The organism is Haladaptatus rarus (genome assembly GCF_054177585.1).
In genome coordinates this window covers 85086-108872 of sequence record NZ_JBPEHG010000006.1, presented here as the reverse complement: position 1 = coordinate 108872, position 23787 = coordinate 85086, and the positions used below count along the sequence as shown (strand labels likewise).

21 protein-coding genes and 1 pseudogene are annotated in these 23787 nt (G+C 57.3%); 12 read left to right on the top strand and 10 right to left on the bottom strand.

Features of this window, described 5'->3' with window-relative positions; all coding sequences use genetic code 11:
• The first annotated feature begins 9 nt into the window (after positions 1 to 9).
• Entirely contained in the window at positions 10 to 1362 is a 1353-nt protein-coding gene (locus ACR3FE_RS14970; protein WP_458207969.1) for a TIGR00341 family protein, read from the top strand.
• A gap of 17 nt (positions 1363 to 1379) precedes the next feature.
• On the opposite strand, the gene ACR3FE_RS14965 is transcribed toward ACR3FE_RS14970, so the two are convergent.
• Positions 1380 to 1817, bottom strand: coding sequence for a universal stress protein (locus ACR3FE_RS14965; protein ID WP_458207968.1), 438 nt, complete (start codon positions 1815 to 1817; stop codon positions 1380 to 1382).
• Positions 1818 to 2003: 186 nt separating this feature from the next.
• On the opposite strand from ACR3FE_RS14965, the gene ACR3FE_RS14960 reads away from it, so the two are divergent.
• Entirely contained in the window at positions 2004 to 2291 is a 288-nt protein-coding gene (locus tag ACR3FE_RS14960; protein ID WP_458207966.1) for a DUF211 domain-containing protein, read from the top strand.
• Complete coding sequence (locus ACR3FE_RS14955; protein WP_458208191.1) at positions 2292 to 2870, top strand: VIT1/CCC1 transporter family protein; 579 nt, start codon at positions 2292 to 2294, stop codon at positions 2868 to 2870.
• A 10-nt stretch (positions 2871 to 2880) separates the two neighbouring features.
• On the opposite strand, the gene ACR3FE_RS14950 is transcribed toward ACR3FE_RS14955, so the two are convergent.
• Positions 2881 to 3852, bottom strand: coding sequence for an ABC transporter permease (locus ACR3FE_RS14950; RefSeq protein WP_458207964.1), 972 nt, complete (start codon positions 3850 to 3852; stop codon positions 2881 to 2883).
• A 178-nt stretch (positions 3853 to 4030) separates the two neighbouring features.
• Between ACR3FE_RS14950 and ACR3FE_RS14945 the strand changes: the two genes are divergently transcribed.
• Genes ACR3FE_RS14945 through ACR3FE_RS14935 form a run of 3 tightly spaced genes read left to right on the top strand, consistent with a single transcriptional unit; the run spans position 4031 to position 7590 of the window.
• On the top strand, positions 4031 to 5212 hold the full coding sequence (locus tag ACR3FE_RS14945; RefSeq protein WP_458207962.1) for an ABC transporter permease: 1182 nt from the start codon (positions 4031 to 4033) through the stop codon (positions 5210 to 5212).
• Complete coding sequence (locus tag ACR3FE_RS14940) at positions 5213 to 6235, top strand: ABC transporter ATP-binding protein (RefSeq protein ID WP_458207960.1); 1023 nt, start codon at positions 5213 to 5215, stop codon at positions 6233 to 6235. It begins immediately after the preceding gene.
• Complete coding sequence (locus ACR3FE_RS14935; protein WP_458207958.1) at positions 6232 to 7590, top strand: ABC transporter ATP-binding protein; 1359 nt, start codon at positions 6232 to 6234, stop codon at positions 7588 to 7590. Before ACR3FE_RS14940 ends, ACR3FE_RS14935 begins: the two co-directional genes overlap by 4 nt.
• Positions 7591 to 7807: 217 nt before the next feature.
• Here ACR3FE_RS14935 and fer read toward each other — a convergent pair whose 3' ends face one another.
• The gene (gene fer, locus ACR3FE_RS14930) at positions 7808 to 8458 is read right to left on the bottom strand and encodes a ferredoxin Fer (RefSeq protein ID WP_458207957.1); all 651 of its coding nucleotides are present in this window, start codon (positions 8456 to 8458) and stop codon (positions 7808 to 7810) included.
• Between the two features lie 575 nt (positions 8459 to 9033).
• On the opposite strand from fer, the gene ACR3FE_RS14925 reads away from it, so the two are divergent.
• From ACR3FE_RS14925 to ACR3FE_RS14915, 3 genes and pseudogenes are all read left to right on the top strand, one after another.
• On the top strand, positions 9034 to 9690 hold the full coding sequence (locus ACR3FE_RS14925) for a hypothetical protein (RefSeq protein WP_458207956.1): 657 nt from the start codon (positions 9034 to 9036) through the stop codon (positions 9688 to 9690).
• A 153-nt stretch (positions 9691 to 9843) separates the two neighbouring features.
• Positions 9844 to 10467, top strand: a complete 624-nt coding sequence (locus tag ACR3FE_RS14920; protein WP_458207955.1) for a beta-class carbonic anhydrase — start codon at positions 9844 to 9846, stop codon at positions 10465 to 10467.
• A 365-nt stretch (positions 10468 to 10832) separates the two neighbouring features.
• Positions 10833 to 11981 (top strand): annotated as a pseudogene (locus tag ACR3FE_RS14915) (homocitrate synthase/isopropylmalate synthase family protein); the annotation flags it as partial.
• 416 nt (positions 11982 to 12397) lie between these two features.
• Here ACR3FE_RS14915 and ACR3FE_RS14910 read toward each other — a convergent pair.
• A complete protein-coding gene (locus tag ACR3FE_RS14910) occupies positions 12398 to 13738 on the bottom strand; it encodes an LVIVD repeat-containing protein (RefSeq protein ID WP_458207954.1) in 1341 nt (446 codons plus the stop codon).
• Positions 13739 to 13873: 135 nt separating this feature from the next.
• Here ACR3FE_RS14910 and ACR3FE_RS14905 point away from each other — a divergent pair, with 135 nt between their 5' ends.
• Entirely contained in the window at positions 13874 to 14791 is a 918-nt protein-coding gene (locus ACR3FE_RS14905) for a glycosyltransferase family 2 protein (RefSeq protein WP_458207953.1), read from the top strand.
• Between the two features lie 21 nt (positions 14792 to 14812).
• On the opposite strand, the gene ACR3FE_RS14900 is transcribed toward ACR3FE_RS14905, so the two are convergent.
• The 5 genes from ACR3FE_RS14900 to ACR3FE_RS14880 all read right to left on the bottom strand — a co-directional run bounded on the left by ACR3FE_RS14900 (position 14813) and on the right by ACR3FE_RS14880 (position 21892).
• On the bottom strand, positions 14813 to 15850 hold the full coding sequence (locus ACR3FE_RS14900; RefSeq protein ID WP_458207952.1) for an alpha/beta fold hydrolase: 1038 nt from the start codon (positions 15848 to 15850) through the stop codon (positions 14813 to 14815).
• A 105-nt stretch (positions 15851 to 15955) separates the two neighbouring features.
• Entirely contained in the window at positions 15956 to 16294 is a 339-nt protein-coding gene (locus ACR3FE_RS14895) for a HalOD1 output domain-containing protein (RefSeq protein ID WP_458207951.1), read from the bottom strand.
• Between the two features lie 202 nt (positions 16295 to 16496).
• The gene (gene fdhF, locus ACR3FE_RS14890) at positions 16497 to 19718 is read right to left on the bottom strand and encodes a formate dehydrogenase subunit alpha (protein WP_458207949.1); all 3222 of its coding nucleotides are present in this window, start codon (positions 19716 to 19718) and stop codon (positions 16497 to 16499) included.
• Positions 19715 to 21142 carry an NADH-ubiquinone oxidoreductase-F iron-sulfur binding region domain-containing protein gene (locus ACR3FE_RS14885; protein ID WP_458207947.1) on the bottom strand — a complete coding sequence of 476 codons (1428 nt, stop codon included), beginning with the start codon at positions 21140 to 21142 and terminating at the stop codon, positions 19715 to 19717. Before ACR3FE_RS14885 ends, fdhF begins: the two co-directional genes overlap by 4 nt.
• 330 nt (positions 21143 to 21472) lie before the next feature.
• Positions 21473 to 21892, bottom strand: a complete 420-nt coding sequence (locus ACR3FE_RS14880) for a hypothetical protein (RefSeq protein ID WP_458207945.1) — start codon at positions 21890 to 21892, stop codon at positions 21473 to 21475.
• A gap of 28 nt (positions 21893 to 21920) precedes the next feature.
• On the opposite strand from ACR3FE_RS14880, the gene ACR3FE_RS14875 reads away from it, so the two are divergent.
• Positions 21921 to 22136 (top strand): hypothetical protein, encoded by a 216-nt coding sequence (locus ACR3FE_RS14875; protein ID WP_458207943.1) that lies wholly within the window; start codon positions 21921 to 21923, stop codon positions 22134 to 22136.
• 324 nt (positions 22137 to 22460) lie between these two features.
• On the opposite strand, the gene ACR3FE_RS14870 is transcribed toward ACR3FE_RS14875, so the two are convergent.
• Positions 22461 to 22808: a nuclear transport factor 2 family protein gene (locus tag ACR3FE_RS14870; protein WP_458207941.1), complete on the bottom strand. Its 348-nt coding sequence runs from the start codon at positions 22806 to 22808 to the stop codon at positions 22461 to 22463.
• 261 nt (positions 22809 to 23069) lie between these two features.
• Here ACR3FE_RS14870 and ACR3FE_RS14865 point away from each other — a divergent pair, with 261 nt between their 5' ends.
• A complete protein-coding gene (locus ACR3FE_RS14865; protein WP_458207939.1) occupies positions 23070 to 23699 on the top strand; it encodes a hypothetical protein in 630 nt (209 codons plus the stop codon).
• The last annotated feature ends 88 nt before the right edge of the window (positions 23700 to 23787 follow it).

Sequence of the window (23787 nt, the reverse complement as noted above, 5' to 3'; positions counted from 1 at the left end):
CCCCGCGTTATGCGGTTAGTCGAGATCGCCATCCCGGTCGGGGAACAGAAAGCAGTGGTCAACACGCTCGAAGACGAGTCGATCGATTACTACCTGACCGATGAAACGAGCGCCCGGCGGGGGACGGACGATTATGCTGCGATCGTCACGTTTCCACTCCCCCGAAATGCCGTCGAACCGGTCATCGACGACCTTCGTGACGCCGGACTGAGTCGGGATGCACACGTCGTCATCAGCGACGTCGAGGTCGACCTTTCTCGGCGGTTCCAGCAATTGATGAAACGGTACGCCAAAGAGACGAGTTGGCAGGTTCGTATCGCCCGAGAGGAGATCCTCATCCGGGCGCGTGAACTCTCGCCTGGCATCCAGACGTTCCTCGTATTGACGGTGGTCAGTGCTATCGTCGCCACGGCGGGACTGCTCCTCGATTCCGCCGCAGTCGTCGTCGGAGCGATGGTCATCGCCCCACTCGTCGGACCGGCGTTGTCCGCCAGCGTCGGTACCATCCTCGACGACCCTGCGATGTTCCGACGTGGCATCTGGCTGCAGACGGTAGGCGTCGTCCTCTCGATTCTGAGTGCCGCTGCGTTCGCACTACTTGTTCGGTCGATACCGTTGTTTCCACCGGGAACGAACATCACCCAAATCGCGGAGATAAGCGGTCGTATCTCGCCGGATTTCCTCTCACTCATCATCGCACTCGGAGCTGGTGCAGCCGGCATCCTCAGTCTCTCCTCGGGAGTCTCTGCCGCACTGGTCGGCGTGATGATCGCCGCCGCCCTCATCCCACCTGCTGCGGCGGCAGGTATCAGCATCGCGTGGGGAGAACCGTTCGCTGCGATAAGCGCAGGCGTGCTCGTCCTCGTCAACGTGCTTGCGATCAATCTCTCGGCACTCGTGACGCTCCGGTACATCGGCTATCGTCCGAAAAACTGGCTCAAACTCGAACGCTCGCGGAGTGCGACCACCAAGCGTGTCGTCGTGCTTCTCGTCCTGATTGCACTGTTGTCGGTCTTTCTTGGTGGCATCACCCTCTCGTCGGTTCAGGATGCACGGTTCGAGCGAACTGTTCGAAATAATACCGACCAGATACTCGACCAGCCACGGTACGAAGGCAACGAACGCATCGAGATCAACTTCTTCTACGAGGGAACCTCGCTCTTGCTCCCGCAGGAGATTCGTCCGTCGAATTTCCCGGCGCATCGACCGAGCAGTGTCGTCGTTACCGTCGGGACGCCATCCGACCGGACGTATCCGGCCCTCGCCGAACGGCTTCGTACCCGAATTCGGGAGACGACCGGATACGATATCTCAGTAGAGGTTCGATACGTCGAGATCGACGAATCTAGAGCAGGGACGTGAACGCCGCCGGTCTCCATTCACTCGTCGGAATCGGACATTCGAGCCGTCAGAACAGGGACGTCGGCCGTGCGGACGACCTTCTCGGTGACGCTGCCGAGGAGATAGCGGTCGAGTCCCGTCCGACCGTGTGTCCCCATGACGATGATCTCGATATCGTGATCGTCGGCGTAGTCGAGGATCGCTTTGTGCGGGATACCGCGAGCGAAGTACGCCTCGGTCGTCCTGACACCCCCTTCTTCGGCCATCTCGACCACCTCGTCTATCGCGTTCTGTGCGGATTCTTCGAGTGACGAAATCACGGACCCGAACTCGTCTCCCGACGAGAGCGTGTTTGCGTCGATGACGTAGAGCGTGTGCAATGCGGCGTCGTACGTCTTCGCAAGGTCGATGGCCAACTCGATGGCTCGGTCAGAGCCCTCGCTCCCATCGGTCGGCACGAGAACGTTCTCGTACATGCAGGCCACGGTTCGGTCACCTCACATAAATCAGTTCGTCCCAGTTCCATCGTCCGAACCAGCACGATGAAATCGTCCACCTTGCCAGACTACAGCCACGTCGGCAGATGCCCGAACCAGAGTCGGTATCGAAGCCGACCGTTCCCACCCCAAAATCCAATTGTCCACCCCTCGTCTCATCGGTAGATGGCTTCACTACGACGGATCGTCCTCGACTTACTGAAACCGCACGAGCCGACGATTCTCGAATTCGCACGGCTCGTCGGGGAGAGTGATGGTGTGGAAGGCGTCGATGCTACCCTTCTGGAGACCGACAAGAAAGTCGAGAACGTCAAACTCACGATAGAGGGAGATGGCATCGCTTACGACGATGTTAGCGACGTGATCGAAGAACTCGGTGGAACGGTTCACTCGATCGACAAGGTCGCCTACGGGGAGTACATCGTCGAAGAGCGCAAGACACCACAGGATTGAATCGTGCGGCTGAGTCGACTCCGACGACTGTTGAAGAAAGACGATGTTCGCTCCATCTCACGCCGATACTTCATCTCGAACGGTTTCGACGGCACGTTGACGAGCGTCGGTATCGCAATCGGGTCGTTTCTGTCGGGCGTGCCGGATGGAATCACCGTCTTCAAGATCGGTGTCGGGGCTGCGATCGGCCTCGGTACGTCGGGTGTGTGGAGCGTTTGGGAGATCGAACGTGCCGAGAAACGTGCTGAACGACGGCAGATAGAACGGGCCATGCTGACGGAGTTGGACGATACGCGGATGCACCGAGAACAGGAAGGGGCTCGCATCATCAACGCTACACTCAGCGGATTCGGCCCACTCATCGGGATACTCCTCCCGGTGAGCCCATACCTCCTCGTGGGAACGTCACTGACGCTTTTTCTGGCGACCGTGCTGGCGGTGGGGATCGGCGTCGCGTTGCTCTTCGTCTTCGGTGCCTACATGGGGTCGATATCAGATCAACGCTGGTACGTAGCCGGTGTTCGGATGGCGCTCGCTGGGCTCGTCGTCGCGGGGCTGAACATCGTCTTGCCAGGGTAGTTCGTGACGGTCACTCGGCATCGACGCGGGGGTCGAGGCTCGAATACGCGAGATCCTGTACCAGGTTCCCGACGATACCTGCGAAGGCGATGGTCAGTGCGATGCCGATGATGAGCGGCAGGTCGCGTTGTTCCATCGCAAACAGTCCTGCACGTCCGATGCCGGGGATGCGGAGCACGTGTTCGAGGACGAATACGTTCACGATCAACACACCGATGAGATCCGCGAAGAACAGCGAAAGCAGTGGGATCGCGGCATTTCGCAGGATATGTCGAGCGACTCGCAAGTTAGACGCTCCTTTCGCCCGCAGGAGTTTGACGAACTCGCTGTAGACGTACTCGTGCGATTCGGCCCGAGCGTACCGCAGTTGTCCGGCGAGCAGGGACGTGCCCAAGATGGCCGCAGGGAGAACGACGCTCATTATCGTTCCGTTAGAGATGAAAGGGACGACGAGCGTTCTCGCGCCCAGGAACGTGGCGACCGTGGCGAGCCAGTAGTTCGGGATACTGAACCCGAGGTAGGAACCGCCAGTCACCAATCGCTCCATCGCAGTTCCCGGATTCAACGCCGAGTAGACGCCGAGTCCGATCCCTCCGAGAAGCGCGAACATCATCGCCGGAATAACGTAGGCAAGTGTCGTCGGTATCGTTCGACTGAGAACAGCCATCACTGGCGCGCGATGTGAGTACGATGTCCCCCAGTCGAACGTCGTGATGTCGATAAGCCAGCGGGTGTAGCTCTGTAACAGTGGCTCGTCCAGATTGTGTTCTTCCTTGTACTCGTCGATGACTTCCTGTACCATCTGCTTTCGTTCGGTCTCGTTCGCTCGTTCGTTTCTGGCCTGCTGTGCGGCCCCGTGGGCTACACGAGCGACCATCGGGTTGGCAGTCAACATGATGAACCCGAACGTAACCGACATCACGAGATAGAGGGCGAAGATGGTGAACACGATCCGTTTCGTGACGTAAGTGCGGCGACTCATTCCTCAGTCGTTCTATCATCATCCGTCACTCATTTATTATTTTCGGAGCTAGAATTTTTCTCATCCAACAATTTTTAATATGGTAGTGTAAAACAAGGGTGTAGATGATGTTCGCGCCCCGAATACACCTCCTCGCAGCAGTACGCCCTCCCGTTTGCAAGTCGAGGTGACTGGTCGGATGGGTACCGATACGCCTCCAGCAGACCCCCCTCTGGATCCGATCGATTGGGACGTACTCGATAGCAGTGACCGGACGATCCCGAGAAGGATTCTCGTGTTCGTTGCCGGACTCGTCACGCTGGCCATCCTTTACCGGTACACGAACGACCACTCCGTCGGCGTCTTCATCTCGTGGGAGCCGACGCTCCTCACCTGGTTGTATCGGGTGAGCCTTCTCGCGGTCATCTGTTTCGGGTTCCCACCGCTCGTCCGGAACCGAGAACAGGTTCGCCAGTACTGGCGACGATTCCGGTCGAACACACTTGCGACGATCTCTCTGGGCTATCTCGCGGTCGTTTCAGTGCTCGCTATCTTCAGCCCCATGGTATTCGGCCACCCTGAGACGAACATCGGCCACTTCCGTCAGCCACCGCTGTTCTTCTCCGTTCGGCAGGGATTGGTCACGAGTACCTGTGTCGGCCCAGTCATCGATGGGTACTGTCACGGAACGTTACAGCACCTATTGGGTACGAGTACCGTGGGTCAGGACATGGTCGAGCTCGTTCTCTCCGGCCTCCACGTGAGTTTTCAGGTAGCCGTTATCACGACCGTGCTCATGATCCCGCTCGCGACGACGGTCGGTCTCCTTTCGGGATACGTCGGTGGGCTCGTCGACGAAGTCCTTATGCGCTACGTCGATTTCCAGCAGGCAGTCCCCGCGTTCTTCGTCTACATCATCGCCGTCTTCGTCTTCGGGTCGAGTCTCTTTCTCTTCGTCGTCGTCTTCGGCCTGTTGAACTGGGGAAGCACCGCCCGGCTCGTTCGAAGCGAAGTTCTCCAGCGTCGACAGGAACAGTACATCGAGGTGGCGAACAGTGCCGGAGTGAGTCGACTGACGATCCTTCGGCGACACGTCTTACCGAACGTCTCGAACACGGTCATCATCGGTGCAGCACAGAAGATTCCACAACTCGTCCTCCTCGAAACTGCACTCACGTACATCGGTCTCGGTGACATCGGTCGGTGGTCGCAGTCGTTTGGCGATACGATCGCCAGTGGATTCTCTCCCGGCTACACCGTGCCGACCAACCTCTGGTGGATATGGACCATTCCCGTCGTCGTCCTCGCAGTGACCGTCATCGCGATGAGCATCGTCGGCGATACGCTCCGCGACGTGCTCGATCCACGGGGGGACGTGTAGATGGCACCCCTTCTTTCCGTGGACGACCTCCGCGTGACTTTCGATACCGAGCGCGGTCTCGTTCGGGCACTGGACGGCGTCTCGTTCGACATCGACCGTGGTGAAACCGTCTGTCTCGTCGGCGAGAGCGGGTCGGGGAAGACCGTCGCCTGTGAGTCGCTCACACGCTTGCTTCCGCCTCCGTCCACGCGATTGGAGGGCAAAGTTCGATTCGACGGGCACGACCTGCTTTCGGTGGGGCGTCGAACACTCGATTCGATCCGCGGTGATCGCATCGCCTACGTCTTCCAGAATCCACAGGGGGCACTCGACCCCGTCTATACGATCGGTGACCAGATCGTCGAAGCGATCGGACTTCACCGCGACGTGTCACGGACTCGTGCGAGAAAGCGTGCGATAGAACTCCTCGACAGGGTCGGGATTCCAGACCCTGTCGAACGATTCGACGACTATCCACACGAGTTCTCCGGTGGGATGAAACAGCGCGTCGTCATCGCGATGGCGCTCTCCTGTGACCCGGATCTCCTCGTGGCTGACGAACCGACGACGGCACTCGACGTCACCACGCAAGCCAGCATCCTCGAACTGCTGCAAACACTCCAAGAGGAACGCGAGATGGCCGTCCTGTTCGTTACCCACGACCTCGGCGTCGTCGCCCAGATCGCCGACCGCGTCGTCGTCCTCTACGCCGGGAAAGTCATGGAACGAGGGGACGTCTTCGACATCTTCGACCGACCGGCCCATCCCTACACCCGCGCACTGCTCGAAAGCGTTCCCCGGCGGGGACGCGACCCGGAACCCATCGGCGGGTCGCTTCCCGACCCCACCGATCCGCCATCGGGGTGCCGATTCCACCCACGCTGTCCGCACGCGACGACCGACTGTCGGAGGGATGCACAACCTCCCATTCGGGCAGTCACGGACGACGACCATCGAGCATCGTGCGTCTACTACGGCGACGACCACGATGCCACTCGCCTCGACCCAGATACAGCGACCGATTTCGTGGGGGAGAACCGATGAGTCACGATACTGATAAAAGGAGAGAGTCCGTCCTCTCCGTTCGGGAGGTCGAGAAACAGTATCCGATAACGGAGGGATTGTTGCGACGAGAGACAGGTCGTGTTCGTGCAGTCCACGGAATCTCGTTCGATCTGCGACGAGGTGAGACGCTGGGTCTCGTCGGCGAGTCCGGTTGTGGCAAATCGACGGTCGCTCGCATGATACTATCGCTCGAATCGCCGACGGACGGCCAGATACGATTCCGGGGTCGAGACGTGACGACGCTTCAGCGAGACGAGCGCAAACGGTATCGCCGACAGGTGCAGATGGTGTTCCAAGACCCCACGTCCAGTTTCGACCCACGGATGACCATCGGCGAGTCCGTCGCCGAACCGATGGTCACACACGGTCTCACCGACGCGGAACGCCGAACGAAGCGCGTCGAGACGCTGCTCGAACTCGTCGGCCTATCGGCCTCAGACCGGACTCGCTACCCACACGAACTGTCCGGCGGGGAACGACAACGTGCAGCATTGGCACGAGTGCTCTCGTTGAATCCCGATATCCTCGTCCTCGACGAACCGGTAAGCGCACTCGACGTCTCCGTACAGGCGGAGATCCTCGCGCTCATCGGTCGGTTGCAGGATGCGTTCGATCTCTCTATCCTGCTCATCAGTCACGACATGAGCGTCGTCCAGCAGCTCTGTGACCGCGTCATGGTCATGTACCTCGGTGAACTCGTCGAACGCGGTCGAACGAATCACCTGTTCGACGACCCGAAACATCCGTACACACGGGCCCTTCTCGACGCGATTCCACGACCTGACCCGCACGACCGAAGAAAGCCAGCCCCACTTTCCGGCGACGTGCCGGATCCAGCCTCACCGCCACCGGGATGTCGCTTTCACACTCGCTGTCCGAAGGTCATCCAACCGGTCGATCGGTCGCTTCCACGCCCGATGTGGCAGGGTATCGTTTCGCTCCGTATCGCACTCCGTGACGAGGAGTTCGGTCTCGAATCCATCCGAGAGCGACTCACGTCCGATATGGAGCCTGAGGATGGTGCCGAGTCGGTCGACACATCCGCCCTTCGAACGGAGATTCGTCGCGAGTACGGCCTCCCGTCGGAACTCGACGACGCGGATGCAGAGCGCGTTCTCTCGAACATCCTCAAACTCGTCGTCGACGAACAGTTCACCGCCGCCGCGGCCCTGCTCGCCGACACGTTTTCGACGGTCTGTGAGACGAAGAATCCAGAACAGCGGAACGTCGAGGGGCGGTCTGTGGCGTGTCACCTGCACGAGACAGGACGGCAGATGGAGGACTCCGCCGTCGCCGAAACCGGTTCACACGAACGCCCACGTGACCTCGACTGAGTTCTCCCGCCTCGGATATCTGAGTCTCCTTCACCGGATATCGCTGGAATTCACCTCTAGCCATCTCTGGAACTACTCTATAGTATTACAGCAAGAGTGCCTCGGGGCTTGCCCCCGTGGTACTTCACTCCAGGTATAGCTGAGGGCTGATTCACGCTGAGCGATGCGTCGAAAAATACGGTCGAAATCCGCTCGTCCTGAGTTCGTGCCGGTCAGTTCACCCGCTACCGTTCGAACGAGCTTTGTCGGACGGATGAGGTGGGAGCCTGAGTTCGTCGAGGTCCGGCAGGTGTTTGACGTTGTAGACGATCTTCAGTTCGTCCGTCGTCGGAATACCGTTACACGAGAGCCGGATGTTTCGATCCATCATCTCCGGTGGGAGGATGTGGTCGACGGGCATCGACAGCTTGCCTTCCATCACCGCGACAGCACAGTTCGCGCACGCTCCACCGCGACAGGAGTACGGCCAGGTGAATCCTTGCTCTTCTACGGCTTCGAGCAGGCATTCGTGGGGCTGAACCGATATCTGACCGTAATCGGCCGGGTCAAGTCCCTCGGCAGATGCTTTCTCGAACAGGTCGTCGTCGTCGAGATCCCACTGGAAGTCGTCGAGAACCTCGTAGTTGAGATATTCGACCTGCGATGTCTCTGGTTGCGACTGCTCCCCGACGCTTTCAGGCTCGGTTTCCCATTGCTCGCCATCGTAGCCCGCCTGTATCTGTTCGTACGCCAAGCGCACGACCTGAAACTCGCTCATCGAGCCGTCGTGGTCGGGATGGGCCTCCTTGACTCGTTGTCGATAGGCTTGCACGATCTCCGTGTCGTCTGCATCCGAATCGATCCCGAGGATCTCGAACGGGGAATCCACATCACTCGGTAGGGGCATCAGGCCAATAAATCCTCTCCCAACGCTCGAAAATGACTGCTTCCACCACGGAGAGCTGTCTCGATTGCTCTATCGAAATACACCATTCTTCAGATACTTATTCTCGTGGAGCTGCTGTTCACTACAGCTGCGTATCTTTCGTCTATACTTTCCGACTACGGTCACAGCAACCCCGATTTCCATGATAAAAATTGAAGGAAGCACCGATACGGAGAACCCCTGAGTTGTCGCTACTAAGCCACCAGTGACACCTTCCACTCTCGGGCGACGAGAATCATCACGTTTCGGTAGGTCGTCGATGATATCACGTCGGTACGCAACCGAATCGATTCCATCTTCGGGCGTCGTTCTGCGTATTATTCCCAGTATCAAAGAATTGGAGGCGCAAATTACGCTCTTTCCCAACTAATGGTAGTAGTGATGACTAAATTTCCAATGGATGATGTGGACATGGGTTCGATCGTCCCGACGAACCTGTTGGTGGCCGTCCCTACCCTTCTCGATAACAGGAATAGATTCCAGTTAGAGGGTGACCAATCGACGGAGCGGGGTGACCGATGACCCGAAAAGTCGAACGTCGACGACTCGACGCATTCCAGCAGCGTATCGAGATCCCACGTTCCTGGGCGCTCACCATCTCCGCGGTGGTCATTATCGGTGTCTTCGCCGCAACCTGGCTCGCGGGCAGTTCACTCTGGCTCGTCGCGATCTATACGCTCGTGGCGGCACTGGTCACACCTGTCGGGTTGGCTATCCTCGGGACAGCCTTCAGATTCCGCACGTTCGATATCCTCGCACACGTCCTGCTCGGACTGTTCGTATCGGCAGTCGCCCTCATCATCACGTTACTTAGCGTCGCCGAAGGAGCTCTCGGGGCATCACTGTATTCTGTTGTACTCGGTAGCTTCTGGGCTATCGGGATAGCACTGGTAGTTGCCGGTATCTTGGTGTTCGCTGAGGCCCACCGACGACTCCGTCTGGTCGCGATCTTCGGACTCACGGTCGCGGTCATCTGGGGGCTTATGCTTGCCGTGTTCCTCGGGGGACTGGTCATCGACATCGCTCTCGGGGGTATCGGCGATGCACTCGGACACGATCTCCGTGATGACCTGATTCCGTTCCTCGTCATCTTCGGATCTCTCGTCATCTTGCCATCATTCGTCTTCTTCCGAGATCTCCGGGAGACGCGGGGGCAAAGACAGAACGACGACTGAATCACCAACTACCCGACAGCCGACTATGAAATCTGACTCTGCGAACGTGGGGCGTCTGATCGGTCTTCCCGTCGGATGGTACCGATGTCAGAGACGCAGGCACGACTTGCCGTTACGTCAACAGCGAAGCTCCGCCATGTCATAGCATACCATATGGCAGAAGCTCCTCAGGAGACGGAAGCCGAAGAAGGACAGGTCTACGAGTGGGTCGAAGCTCGAATCGATGAACGCGATGACTGGGCGCGGCGGCGACGCAAAGAGATTCCGACGGACAAGCAACTGATGGTCGTCGCCTGCATGGACGAACGCATTCCGGTCGAGTCCGCACTCGGGCTCGACCTCGGCGATGCTCACATCTTTCGGAACGCTGGCGGAAAAGTGACCGCCGACGTGATTCGAAGTGCTGCGTTGAGCACGAACTTCTTCGATACGACGGAGATCATCGTCGTCAATCACACCGACTGCGGGATGATGAGCGCGCCCGATGATGCAGTGGTCGAAGGGCTCGAAACCGCCGCCGGTCAGAGCCTCGACGATGTCGATATCGATCCCGCGCTTCCCGAGTTGGATCTCGGCGATGCGTCGATCGCCGACTGGGTTCGGATGACAGACGACATCGACGAGGCATGCCAGGCGCAGATCGAGTATCTGAAAGCCCACCCGCTCATTCCAGATTCGGTCACCGTTCACGGCTACGTCTACGAAGTCGAAAGCGGCACACTTCGGCGACCCGGCGAGCGCATCGGCGAACGAATCAGCAGGCGAGTTTCTCAGTGAGTTCTCGCTATGGAAGAATCGGTTCGATTCTTACGGCTGTGCTATATCCACTCATCATCCCGGAAAGCATGACAGGAAAAGGGTGGCGCCAGCCTTTTGCGGTCGGTGTCGACAGCACCGACAGTGCACTTCCCCCTTTCCCAGAGCTATATTCACGCTCCTTCGATAAAACTGATTTTGCCGGTCGAGTAGACATATTGCCTCGATTCGAGTTCAAGACACCGAACAACTCGATAAATGGAAATTGCCCGGATGATATGAAAATATTCACAACTTCTCTTCCACTCAAGTAGACAGAGGTGTCTGTCAGACCACGTCCGTTGATGTGCTCCCATCGACCACTACCCGGTGGTAACGCATGACCGGTGACCGATTTATTCGGGGGTTCCCCGAATACAACCACAGCGTTTGAGACTGCAGACGTACAGCTTCTCGATACGACACTCCGAGATGGCGAGCAAGCACCAGGTGTGTCGCTTTCACCCGACGAGAAAGCAGCCGTGGCGACCGCGCTCGACGCAGCGGACGTCTCGGTGATTGAAGCAGGAAGCGCATGCACGAGTGCAGGTGAGCGCGATGCGATTCGCCGAGTGACGGATCTCGGTCTCGACGCTCGTATCACGAGTTTCACACGTGGTATCCAGGCGGATATCGATCGAGCACTCGACTGTAACGTCGATGGCATCAACCTCGTCGTTCCCGCGAGCGACAGGCATATCGAACGAAAAGTCGGGGCGACACGGGACGACATCGTCGAAACGACGGTCGGACTCGTCGAGTACGCGAACGCTCACGGGTTGTGGGTCGAAGTCCTCGGCGAAGACGGAAGCCGCGCAGACGCTGACTTTCTCGAACGACTGCTCGGTACTGCACTGGACGCTGGTGCCGACCGCATCTGCTACTGTGATACGGTCGGCCACGCAGATCCGACCCGAACGAAGGAGATCGTCAGCCGTCTCACGGCCCTCGGGCCGACGAGCACGCACACGCACGACGATATCGGACTGGCCCTCACGAACGTGCTCGCAGGCATCGCCGCCGGTGCGGACTTGGTTCACGCGACGGTCAACGGTGTCGGTGAACGCGCTGGAAACGTCGCATTGGAGGAGGTAGCGATCGCACTCGACCACGCCTACGATATCGAGACCGTCGATATGACCGAACTCTACTCACTCGCACAGACCGTGGAGAGGGCGACCGGAATCCCGCTCTCGCCCAATAAGGCCGTCGTCGGAACCAATGCATTCGCCCACGAGAGCGGGATCCACACGGACGGAACGCTCAAAGACGAGGCGATGTACGAACCGTATCCGCCGGAGAAGGTCGGTCGGGAGCGACGGCTCGTACTCGGCAAGCATTCGGGTCGAGCAGGGGTTCGAGCGGTACTCGATGACCACGATATCGAACTCGACGATGACGATCTCGCGTCCGTCGTCACGCGGATTCAAGAACGCGCTGAGCGAAAGACTCCCATCACCGACACGGACGTCCTCGCGATCACAGCAGACGTGCGAACCGAGTAGGTCACGACGAATTCGTCTGCGAAGACGGAAACATCGTGAAATTTCGTTTCGACCATTGGGTCGTTCCGAATGAGCGGAAAGTCAGACAGGGCGGCGATGGCACGCCATTCCTTGCTGAAAATACAGGAGTGTTCACCGCCAGCGGCGCGGGCTCTCCCGGCCTGCTGACGGTGAGTATGACGGACACACACGAGGACGCACAACGCGTCCTGGTTGGAGCGTCACAGGTCGGTTCCAGGCGGCCGTTCGGTGTGACGCTCCGTCTTCGTCGAGGGGAGCATCGCCCATTGTTATACACTGCCTGGATGTGAAACAAATGTGGTGACTCTAACTCGATGACGATTTCGATCGTATCATCCGACACACGTCAGTAGTTGAGTGATCGAAATCGGCCTCACTAGAACTGGCTATCTCGATCGCTTGGTCAGTTCGAACGTGTAGAGTCCCGTGAACGTATCACTTGCAACGACGAATTCGCGCTCACCTGTTGAAGTGTGTGCCGTCTTCCACGCCATCGGCGGCGAGCCCAGTCGCGCAACTTTGTCGTTCGGTGTCATCGTATCCGCACCGTCATCGGTCTGGTATCGATCTGTCGGCTGCGGCTCTGTCGGGTCGGTGATGTCGTACACCACGACGCCATCGTGCCAGTCGGCGCTGACGATGAGTGTGGTCTTCCCTTGCGGAACGATATTGAAGTGATGACCAGTCCAATCGAAGCGGTCTGCGTAGTCGCCTTTGTCCATTCGCTGTGCATTCGGCGAGACGGTGAACCCGACCGGAATGGGGTTCGACAGTGAACCATCCTCCCATCCGATGTCGAAGACGTGCTTTCCGCCTGGGATTCCTTGCGGACGTTCGTCACCGATGACGAGCAACTCGCGCCGCGGGTCGAAGTGGCCATGATGTGCACTCCCGAACGCTTCTTCGCCGACTCTTGCTTGTGAGTAGGATTTTTGCTCTGAGTAGTCGAAGCGCCCGATTTCGATTGGATCGCGTGGCTCGCTGATGTCGTAGATTATGAAGCCAATGAACTCCCCTGACTGATAGGCACAACAGAGCAACTCTCGTTCGGGATCAACGGAGATATCGTGACCCGCCCCCTGTGGGCCGTGCTCGCTCAGTTTACGGGGGGCCGTCGGGTCGCTGGTGTCGTACACGTCGAAGCCATTCTTCTTCAGGCCGTAATTTACCGTATAGAGGACGGGCTTCCTCGGGTGCGGTGTCACGTTATGCGACTTCCCCTCGGCGACTGTACTCATAACAGTCGGAGAAGTCGGCGTCCCGGTCGCGTAGCCGTAGTCGATGATTTCGAAGTTACCCGGCCATGTCTCTTCTATCGCTCGATAGTACAGCCCGTTCCGATGGTCGAACTTGACGTCCAGGTTCGGTGCGTCGTTCGAACTGTCCAGATAGTGAACCTGCTTCAGAGTATCGGGGTCACTGATATCGACGAGATAGGTGCCGTCGATGCCCCACTTGGTTCCGACGACGGCATAGCGGCCATCGGCTCGGACTGCCACTTCCGAGTAGCCGCCAGTGGGTGAGGACTGCGCTGCGGGTCGTATCTGGCCCAGCTTTCGCAGCGATTGCTGTCCAGAGTCGACCGTCTTCTTGTCGGTGGTCGTCGTTCCTTTCTCGTTGTCTTCATTCGGTGAACTGGAGCAGCCAGCGAGCAGCGTCCCTGCAAGGACGGCGCCGGTACGTCCGATTACCTGTCGGCGGGTCTGTTTTTCACGAGGAGGAGCCATCGATGTTACTCGGGTATCGACACACGAACAGCAGTCCATTTGTTATAGCCTGCCTGAAAAGCTGGAATTCGGTAGTAATCATCAGCTACTCACCTTTCGAGGTGTTTACATTGGGGGTATTCGAACGAGACGAATATGGCTCCCGATCCTCCAACGAGCGTCATTCTCCCCACTGTCGAGTGGACGGTTGCCTGTGATGAGATCGCCGACCAGCTTGCTCCCGAAGACGAACTCCTCATCGTCTGTGACGATGACACCGACCCGGTCACAGAGCACGTCGAAGCGCTCCCTGACGGGGTTCAGATCGTCGTTGCAGGCGAGCCACGAGGGTGCTCGGGGAAGGCGAACGCTATCGTCACTGGGATGGAAGCAGCTCGGCACGACCGTCTCATCTGGACGGACGACGATTTCTACCATCCATCCGATTGGCTCACTGGACTGCACGCCGACTACGACCAGCATGGTCCCGTTTCGGAGCTTCCGTTCTTCGTCGGACGCGACCCGCTTTCGATTCTGTTAGAGCCGGTCTATGCGTTGGGCGGTACGCTCGGTGCCTATACGAGCGAGAAGGCGTGGGGTGGCGCAGTGATGTTCGAACGCGACGACCTCGATTTCGATGCGTTTCTCCGAAACCTTCACCGCACGGTGAGCGACGACGGCCTCCTTTCCGAGTATCTCGACGTGACGCCTCTCAAACGAACGCGGACGGTCGAGGTTGGCGGTACCATCCGTGAGACGGTCGAGCGACACGTCCGATTCACGCAGATTGTCTGGCGACACGAACCACGTGATATCGCAGTCATGAGTGTCGTCGCCTCCGTGATCGCTATCCTCTGCCTCCTCTTTCCCCTTCCCTCATTGGTCGTATCGACACTCTTCATGACCGGACTCTATGCAGCGTTCGGTGTTTATCGGTGGACAGTACTGCTCGCGTACCCGGCACTACTGGTTCAGGTTCCGCTCCTCGGCTACGGACTCGCACGGCGTACCTTCGTCTGGGGCGGTCGACGCTACCGCTGGCGTGCGAAGTTTGACGTGCAGGTCGTCGAGTAACCTTCGAAGTCGTATCCGCGATTACTCGGTTGCCTGTTCTTTGCCCGAATCCATCGCCATCTTCGCATCGAGCCATCCCGCCAACTGATGGCGGAGACCGAAGATACGAAGCCCCATCGTGCGATGTCCTGCTGGATACCGAGTCGAAGAGACGCCCGACCACTCCGCGAGCAGTTCCTCGATCGCATCTGCAGGGGCCTGTCGATCCCACTGCCCGTAGATCACGTGGATATCGGACGAATCCGGAACGGGTGGCCCGAGCAATCGTGGTGTGATCGGTCGTATCGCCGCTCGAATATCCGATTCTTCGAATCCGGCGCGTATCGCTTCCCGTCGGATACCCTTCGCTATCGGTGCTCGCTCTATCGTTTCGAACAAGTCGACTGCTGGAATCGCAAGGACTGCACCATCCACGTTCGTCATCGTGACCGTCTGGGCGGCGATATTCCCACCCAAGCTGATGCCGAAGAGATAGATGGGGTCGTATCCCTCCTCTCGAAGCGTGGCCACGAGCGTTCGGATATCTGCCACTGCCTGGATCATTCCCTCGATGAAACGCGGGACATCACCCGAAAGAAGATACTGCCCGGAGTATTTGGATTCCGGGGGTGCTCGCTCCATGTGATACGGCGTCGCGGGGGCGAAGAGATGGATATCCCGGCGGAGTAATGGAACCGAAAGGAAGCGTTCGGCGGTGAAGTCAGGTGCGAACGCTCCATGAAGCATGATTGCTGCGGCAGATGCGGACTCACGTTCCTCGCCGTGCCATCTGACACCGGTTACGATGTCGTTCGCTATCCGTGAGGACTGAACCGGTGACGGAAACTCGAACGAACGCTCGATTCGAGGAACACGGCTCGGAGGGAGGAAGCCAAACACGGAACGCGACCGTTCTGGTAGTCCGAAAGAAAGACTTGTGGGTTCGACGTTCGGATGGGGTTCTCGTGGCTCGATATTCGTGAACCGTTCGAGATCCTCCATCGTGGAATCGACGGGTGCTTGGTCCTGTCGTGACCGAATCCATCCTTCGAACCCATCGATAATCTCGTGACTATTCATACCGGTACTCCACCCCGACATCTGATAAAATAGCGGGCGACCCCTCGCCATGTCGTCTGGTAGACCGACTACGTCAAGTGTTCACAGAGATGGACAACTCGCGTCCTATTCGGCGTCTTCCGTGATGGTCAGTGTCCCATCACCACCGATTCGAACCGTGTACCCTTCGATCGAAAATTCGACCTGAAGCCCGGCAGATTCCGCCGTCGAATCCGTGAGCAACGCATCGAGTGCATCTGGCTCGGTGTGATCGAAGATTCGAAGTTCCAGTTGCTCTGGCGGCAACGCTGCCACGGTTGCGAGCGCCGTGACGATACTGGTGCTCGGTGGTTCATCGTCGACGAGGGGCCAACGGAAGGCGTAGGAGAACGTCGAGCTTTCTCGTGGTCGTGCGACGCTCTCGCTCATCGGTTTCGACTCCGCGTTCGCCGAGGAACTGGTCATACTGCATATCGCAACTGTAAACCAATAAGTAATGACAAATTATAACCTTAATATGAATGTAAATGAGAGAAGAGATGCGCGCTCTGGGAAGTCCTTCGGTCTTTTCGTAGTGTGAATTCCACCATTTCACTGGTGGTCGATGGCACAAATAGTAATCCTTACTCACGTGGCCGGGAGATTGAAAACTGAACTCAATTCCATTTCAGGATTCGATCGACTCGATTCGAACGCTCGTCACTTTATATGCCGGAATGTAGGAGGTTGGGTCGAGGTCATGGTGTGTGAGTTCGTTCACAGCGCCGTGGATAAAGTGCATCGGGATGAACACTACACCTGGACTAGACGTTTCTTCGATGTTGGCTTTCACCACGATTTCGCCCTGCTTCGACTCGACGCGAACATACTCGTCGTCTTCTACACCGAGCCGATCGGCCATATCCGGGTGAATCGTCACGAAACTTTCCGGCACGTGATCCATTGACGTCCGCCCTCTACGAGTCATCGTTCCAGTATGCCAGTGATAGAGCACTCGCCCAGTGGTGAGCATGAGTGGATGCTCATCATCGGGTAAATCTGGCGGTTCAGCGAAGTCGGCAGGAACAAATCGTGCCAGACCGTCGTCGAAATTGAATTCGTCCTCGTAGAGGTATGACGTACCAGGATCGTCCGTGTCCTCACAGGGCCACTGAAGGCCCTCCGGCGTGGTTTCGAGACGGTCGTAGGTGACACCACCGTAGATGGGAACGAGGTCGTTGATCTCGTCCATTACATCTGCTGGCCCGTCGTAGTCCCAGTCGAACCCAAATCGGCCTGCAAGATCGACGAGAATATCCATATCTGTCCGAGCTTTACCCGGTGGTTCGACGGCCGGGCGAACCATCTGGATACGTCGCTCGGTATTCGTCTGTGTCCCATATTTTTCCGCTCCGGATGCAGCAGGGAGAACCACGTCGGCGAGTTTTGCAGTTTCAGTGAGGAACATATCTTGTACCGCGAGAAAATCGAGTTCGTCAAGGGCTTGCTCAGCATCATTGATATCCGGCTCCGAGAGAACTGGGTTTTCGCCCATGATGAACATTCCCTTGAGATGTCCATCATGGATTGCTGTAAACTGTTCAGGGAGACGAAGCCCGACCTCACCAGGTGGTCTGACACCCCACTTCGATTCGAATTTATCGAGGACGTCGTCATCTTCGGGGTCTTGATATCCTGGCAAATTGTGAGGGGCGGGCCCCATGTCACCACCGCCGCCTTGAACGTTGTTCTGACCCCGGAACGGTGCTAGCCCTGCACGAGGTTTGCCGATATGCCCTGTGACGAGCGCCAAGTTCGACATCGCAAGGACGTTCCGAGTCCCGTGTGCGTGTTGTGAGAGTCCCATCGCCCAACCGAAGATGCAGGTGTCAGCGTTCGCGATCGTTTCGGCAGCATGTGTCAACTCGTCTGGCGCAACGTCCGCGAGTTCTTCGACCTTTTTCGGCGTGAACGGTTCGACTTTCTCTTCGAGTTTGTCGAAGTGTTTCGTCCGCTTTTGGATGAACTCCTTGTCGTGGAGGTCGTTGGCGATGATGTGGCGAATCATGCCGTTTATCCACACGATGTCTTCGCCGGGCTTCGTCTGTGTGTACTGCGTCGCGTGCTCCGATAGTCCAATCTCACGCGGATCGAAGACGAACAGGTCTGCGCCGTCCCGAACGTTCTGCTTGATGCGTGTCGCTAACACCGGATGACTCTCGGTCGTGTTCGAACCGGCGATGAGATAGCAATCCGTCTCACCGATATCTTCGTTGATACGAACGGTTCCGGCACCATACCCGACCGTCTGTTTCAGACCGGACACGGTTGAGGAGTGACACAAGCGAGCACAATTATCTACGTGTGGAGTTTGGAGCACTTGCCGTGCGAACTTTTGATTCAGGAAGTTCTCCTCGTTCGTTGCTTTCGACGAGGACGTAACGGCGACGGCGTCGTTACCGCATTTCTCCTGAACGTCATTTAACTCCTGGGCGATTCGATCCAGTGCTTCGTCCCACGACGCTTCGCGGAACTCGTCACCGTCGCGGATGAGTGGCGTCGTTAGCCGATCGTCGCTATCGACGAAGTCGTAACCGAACTTCCCTTTCACACACGTCGAGAAGTCGTTGGCAGGCGTCGCATCCTCGTCAGCAGGTCGGACACCGAGTATCTCGCCATCTTTTCCGTACAGCTCGAACCGGCAACCGACTGCACAGTAGTTACAAGTCGTGTCCGCTTTCGTAATGCGGCCCAGTCGCGGCGTATTGATGACCTCTGCGACATCGAACATCTGGCCGATAGTGAGCGTCTCTGAGGCTACCGATTCCGAGACGTGTTCAGCCTCTTCCAGGGCACTATCTGTGACCCGCTTTGCAGTATCCTGTGCTTGTGCTTTCGCTTTTGCCATGAACTGTGCGACACCTGACTTCTCAGCGGTGTCAGTTGTCGCTGTGTCGTCCGTCTCGTGTGGGTGGTTCCTGTTCGGTGCCTCCGCTTCTTCCGCCGTTTCTGCGCGGGTTCGGTCGATGACTTTCCCGATGGAGTTCTCCTGATTGAATCCTGGTAACGGAATGGTCGCTGCATCCGTCAAGCCTTGCTCGACGAGCGACCCAGTTGGACAAACCGTCGCACAGTGGCCACAGGAGACACAGGTCGAGTCGTGCATCGTCTCCGCGTCACCCTGAAAGCCGATCCGAGTGTCTTGTCCCTGCCCCTCGACGCGGAGGACACCCTTGACCTGCACGTCGTTGCACGCTTCGACGCACCGATTACAGAGAATACACTTGTTCCGGTCGATCTGGATCGCCGAAGAGGTATCGTCGAGGGGTTCGTACTCGTCGCGGTCTTCGAAAACACCGTATCGTGGTTCTTCGACGTCGTTTTCGATAGACACGTCTTGTAGCTCACAGCGACCATTCTGTCCGCAAGTGGTACACCGAAGGTTGTGATTTGAAAGTACGAGGTCGAGATTCACATCACGCGCTTCGGTCGCGGCTTCCGTCTCAGTGCGAAGCGTCATGCCGTCCTCAACCGGAAAACTGCACGCAGGAACGAGTCCGTGTTCGTCGGTCGTGACCATGCACGTCCGACACTCCGAACGGGGGCCGATCTTCTCACTTTGCTCAGTGTCCCGATCGTAGTAACAGAGTGCGGGGACGTATCCATCCGTCTCGACGGCTTCGATGGCATCGATGAGCGTCGATCCAGATGGGACAGCGATAGCGTGGCCGTCGACGGTCAGATGATACATTCCATCATCGTCACCGCCGACATCCGGGTCGTTTGCTGTTCCCGTTGCGAAATCCTCGGTCAACGGTGTGCTCGGTCGTGGATCTCCGACGTTCGGAACACCAGGGTGAGGTGATGCTGGTGCTGTGTCTTCGACGCCGGATTTCTCGTCGGAACTCATGGATTCGCCTCCTCACAAGTACCGGTCGGACAATGGCCATCAGCGTGTGCACGGAATTCTGGTTCGAACTCATTCATAGCTGTTGTCACAGGTCGTGTTGCAGTTCGCCCGAATTCGCAAATACTCGTTTTACGCATCGTTCGTGCAAGTTCGCGGAGTGACGCGTCATTATACTCACCGTCGTAGAGTTCGCGTAGAAGGTTCGTCGCCTGTTTCGATCCTTCTCGGCACGGTACACAGCGACCACAGTTCTCCTCTTGTGCAAACTTCGACCGTGTGCCGACCGTGGCAACGACACAGCGTTGTTCGTTGAACAGTTCGGCAACCCCCTCGGTTCCGAGCTGTGCCTTCGAGAGTGTTGATGGACGTGGTGAGTAGTCGAGTGACTGCGTTATGCCGCCGAATTGACCACCCACACATGCCATCTTGAAGACACCATCCATCGAAACTGCGTCACGAGCGATCGCCAGCGTTCCTTCCGGTGGGATTTCGATTGTAGCTGATGCTTGAACGTCCCCCGTGACAGTCATGAGGCGAGTTCCAGGATCTGAATCTTGAGGATCAAACGCGTCAGATTCACGCAACGCGCGTCGAACGTGGGCAAGTGTCCGCGGCGTGTGGACGACGGTTGGCCGACCATAGAGACCGTGTGCCGCTGGTGATGGGGGACGCAGGCGGGCTTCTAACCGGTCGTTGCCTTCAATGGCTTCGATAGCCATCGTCGGTTCCCCCGCGATGTACATATCCGGACCAGAGAACACCTGAAGATTTACATCGGAGGCAGCATCGGTTTCGGCGAACGTCTCAATCGCCTCGCGAAGCTGGTGATTGGCGGTCGATTCGTTTGTATAGATGACGATGTCTTCTGCACCGACGACGTACGCAACCGCTGTTGCTGCGTCGAGTATCTCTATCGGGGAACCATCTAAGAGCGTCTGATCCGTGCAATTCCGAGCGTCCGCTTCGTGCGCGTTCACGACGACTACAGGTTCACCATCTGTCTCACGAGCAAGTTGCCATTCTTTGATGATCGGTTCGTCCATTTGGGCATCGCCTCGACCTCGTCCACGAAGCCCAAGAGTAACGATCGTTTCCAGCACCTCATCCGGGTTCTGCTCGCCATCATTGGCAACGAGCGTTTCGTATCCAGAGATACTCGTTGGATCGACCCATCCACATCGTTCGAGAATAGACCGTTGACCGACAGCGAGTGGGCCGTCGTCGGGTAGAGGAACTGTTGCGATTCCGCGCTCATGGTCGACGACGTAGTCGGCCTCCTCTGTCGGATGTTCACCCGATTCCAATGTTTTCACCAGGTTACGAACCGAGTCTGGCGTACAGTTCGCGTGAAACGCTGTCGTCCCATTTTCAGTGAGCAGGGCGAGTGGTTCGAGAACCTCTATCCCGGTCGTGCCAACCGGCACGACCGTTGTTCGCTCGGATACGGCAGTAGCCCGTCTCAGTATCTCGTTCGACCGATCTCCAGTCGATGACGTCGAAATTCGAAGTACCGGTTCACTCGACGTCGATTTGTTAGAGGCTCCCATTCGACTAGTTTCAGCATTCGACTTTTCGAAAGGTTTTTGGCTATTTCTTGATAACCGTTGATGGTAAATATCCCTTTTTCCACAGTAGATGCAGTCTCGGCTACTGAATCGGAGTAACGGTGTCAACCATCCTATCTCTCCGGCACATTCTATAAGAAAAAGGAACTGTAAAACCCCCTCGGAGGGACGGGCGTGAGTCGCGGAGGGTTACTTCTCGGACGAATACTCGATGGTGACGGTCTTGACGGCGTAGATGTCGTCCCAGTCGCTGTCTTCGTCTAGCAGCAACACCATGATCTGAACCTTCCCATCTTCGATGTCCGCCTTCTCGAGCGCTTCAGGGTGGACGTTGATGGTGTACTCGCCGTTCTTCTCCTGCGAGACGTTCAGTCGCTCGCCGAGTGTCCCGTTGGTGTAACTGAATCGCGACCCGTTGTTGAGCGACCCGTTGATGTAGACGAGGAAATACGGCTCACCCACCACGGTGCCGTGACTGGATGGGTCGATGTTCTCCATCTGGGTGTCGGCTGTGATCTGGAGGTCGAAGTCCGAATACCCGCCTCCACTGGCTTTGCTCTTGTTCACGACAGATATGCTCTTGATCCGATCACGATCCTCCGAACCCATCTTGTTCTGTAATGGCGTGTTCGGCGGTGTGGGTTCCGACCAACCCGACGTTCCAGTGGTGGTTTCCGTCGAACTGGTCGTAGCCGTTGTCGTCGTGGCTGCTGCAGTCGTCGTGGCTGCTGCAGTCGTCGTGGCTGCTGCAGTCGTCGTGGCTGCTGCCGTCGTCGTGGTGGCTGCCGTCGTTGTGGCTGTGGTCGACGTCGCGGCTGGCTGTGTAGTCGTGGTAGTCTGGCTGGACGTTTGATTGGTGTCTCCGCCGATCGAGGCACACCCCGATAACACCAAACAAACGACAAGTAGGATCGATAGGCTTGTTCTCGTCATTTAGTTGCAGACGACCTCGAACAGAAGTCCAGAGACGACACCCATAAAACTGCAACATTTGCTGTTTGGAGGCAATATTATTGGAAATGAATATTGAATTTGTAAACGAAATAGTAGGTTTGTGGATAATACCGATTCTCTTTATAAACGAAAAATGAATCGAATCCGTTACTCATACGCTAGTCGGGCGAATAAAAATTGTCGGTCTCTTTGTGAAAATTTTTCGATATTAGTATCTGTTTTACTACTTCGGATCGATCTTCCCGGCAAAGGTCTGAGTGACGATGGTGCCGTCCCGGATGATGAAGGTATCTGTGGCGAACTCGTATTCGTTATCCGGTGTCTCACCTTCCCAGACGATATGTGCGACGTCGTCTTCGATCGCCTGATGATGTAGTTGGATCGTCGACCCGGCCTGGGAAAAATCGGCGAACAGATTCTCGAAGAGGCCCGAGATCTCGTCGCGCCCACGGTACGTCTCCGTATCCGTGATGATGACGGACTCATCGTCGTAATCTTCCAGTATCGCTTCGAGGTCTTGATCGCCAAACGCGGTCACGTGGTGTTCTAACACGCTTCGAGTCGTGCTCATCGGTGTCACCCAACGATCGAATTCGTCGAGAGAGCGTATCAATATTATTTACGGTTCGATACATGAGTCGCAATCGTACCACGAGAACCAGCGTGGAGCGTAGTTGCCGATCGCACAGAAAGCAAAACCGAGATCGCTACTGTCCTACCGATGTACTGCCTGCAGGGGGACTCTGTTTTTTCATTCACACGCCAAAACGTGGTTCTACAGTGATGAGAACCACCATACTGTCCTTTGCAGTTCCGTGACGTAGACCAGTCGATGCTTACAGCGATCGCCAAACGAGTACGTAGTGAACCGACACAGGGCATGCTCATCGACGAACAGTTGCCGACGTACGACGCCACCCAACGTCGCCACATCGTCGTAGATACGCCTCCGGCGGAGACGTATGCTGCGATCGAAGAGCTGGATCTCATGCAGACGGGAGCTATCGTTCGCATACTCACAGAGCTCCGCATGCTCCCTGAGCGCATACAGGCACTCCGGCGTGGTGACGTGCAACCGAAACTCCCCGATTCAGCGAAGCTGACAGACCTCACTGAAAGCGGAATCTGGGTACTGCTCGACGAACAACCCGGTGAGGAACTCGTATTGGGTGCGGTCGGCGCGGTCTGGCAGCCGAATATCGAGTGGGTAGAGATCGACGCGGACGATTTCCGAGCGTTCGATCGTCCCGGCTACGCGAAGTTGGCGATCGGCTTCTCAGTACGGCAATACGGCGCGACCCGGAGTCTCGTCACGTACGAAGCTCGGACGGCGACGACCGACAGGACTGCCCGAACGCGATTCCGCCGTTACTGGCTGTTCATCGGCCCGTTCGCCGGGTATCTGATGGGACGAGCACTCGCCCGAATCAAAGCCGACGTCGAGGAACACCATCGAATCTGATCGTCGAAACACGATTTTATTCGAGAAGTGACACAGATACAGACGTCTGACGGGGTTTTTTATACAATGTCGTTGCGTAATGTGTTGT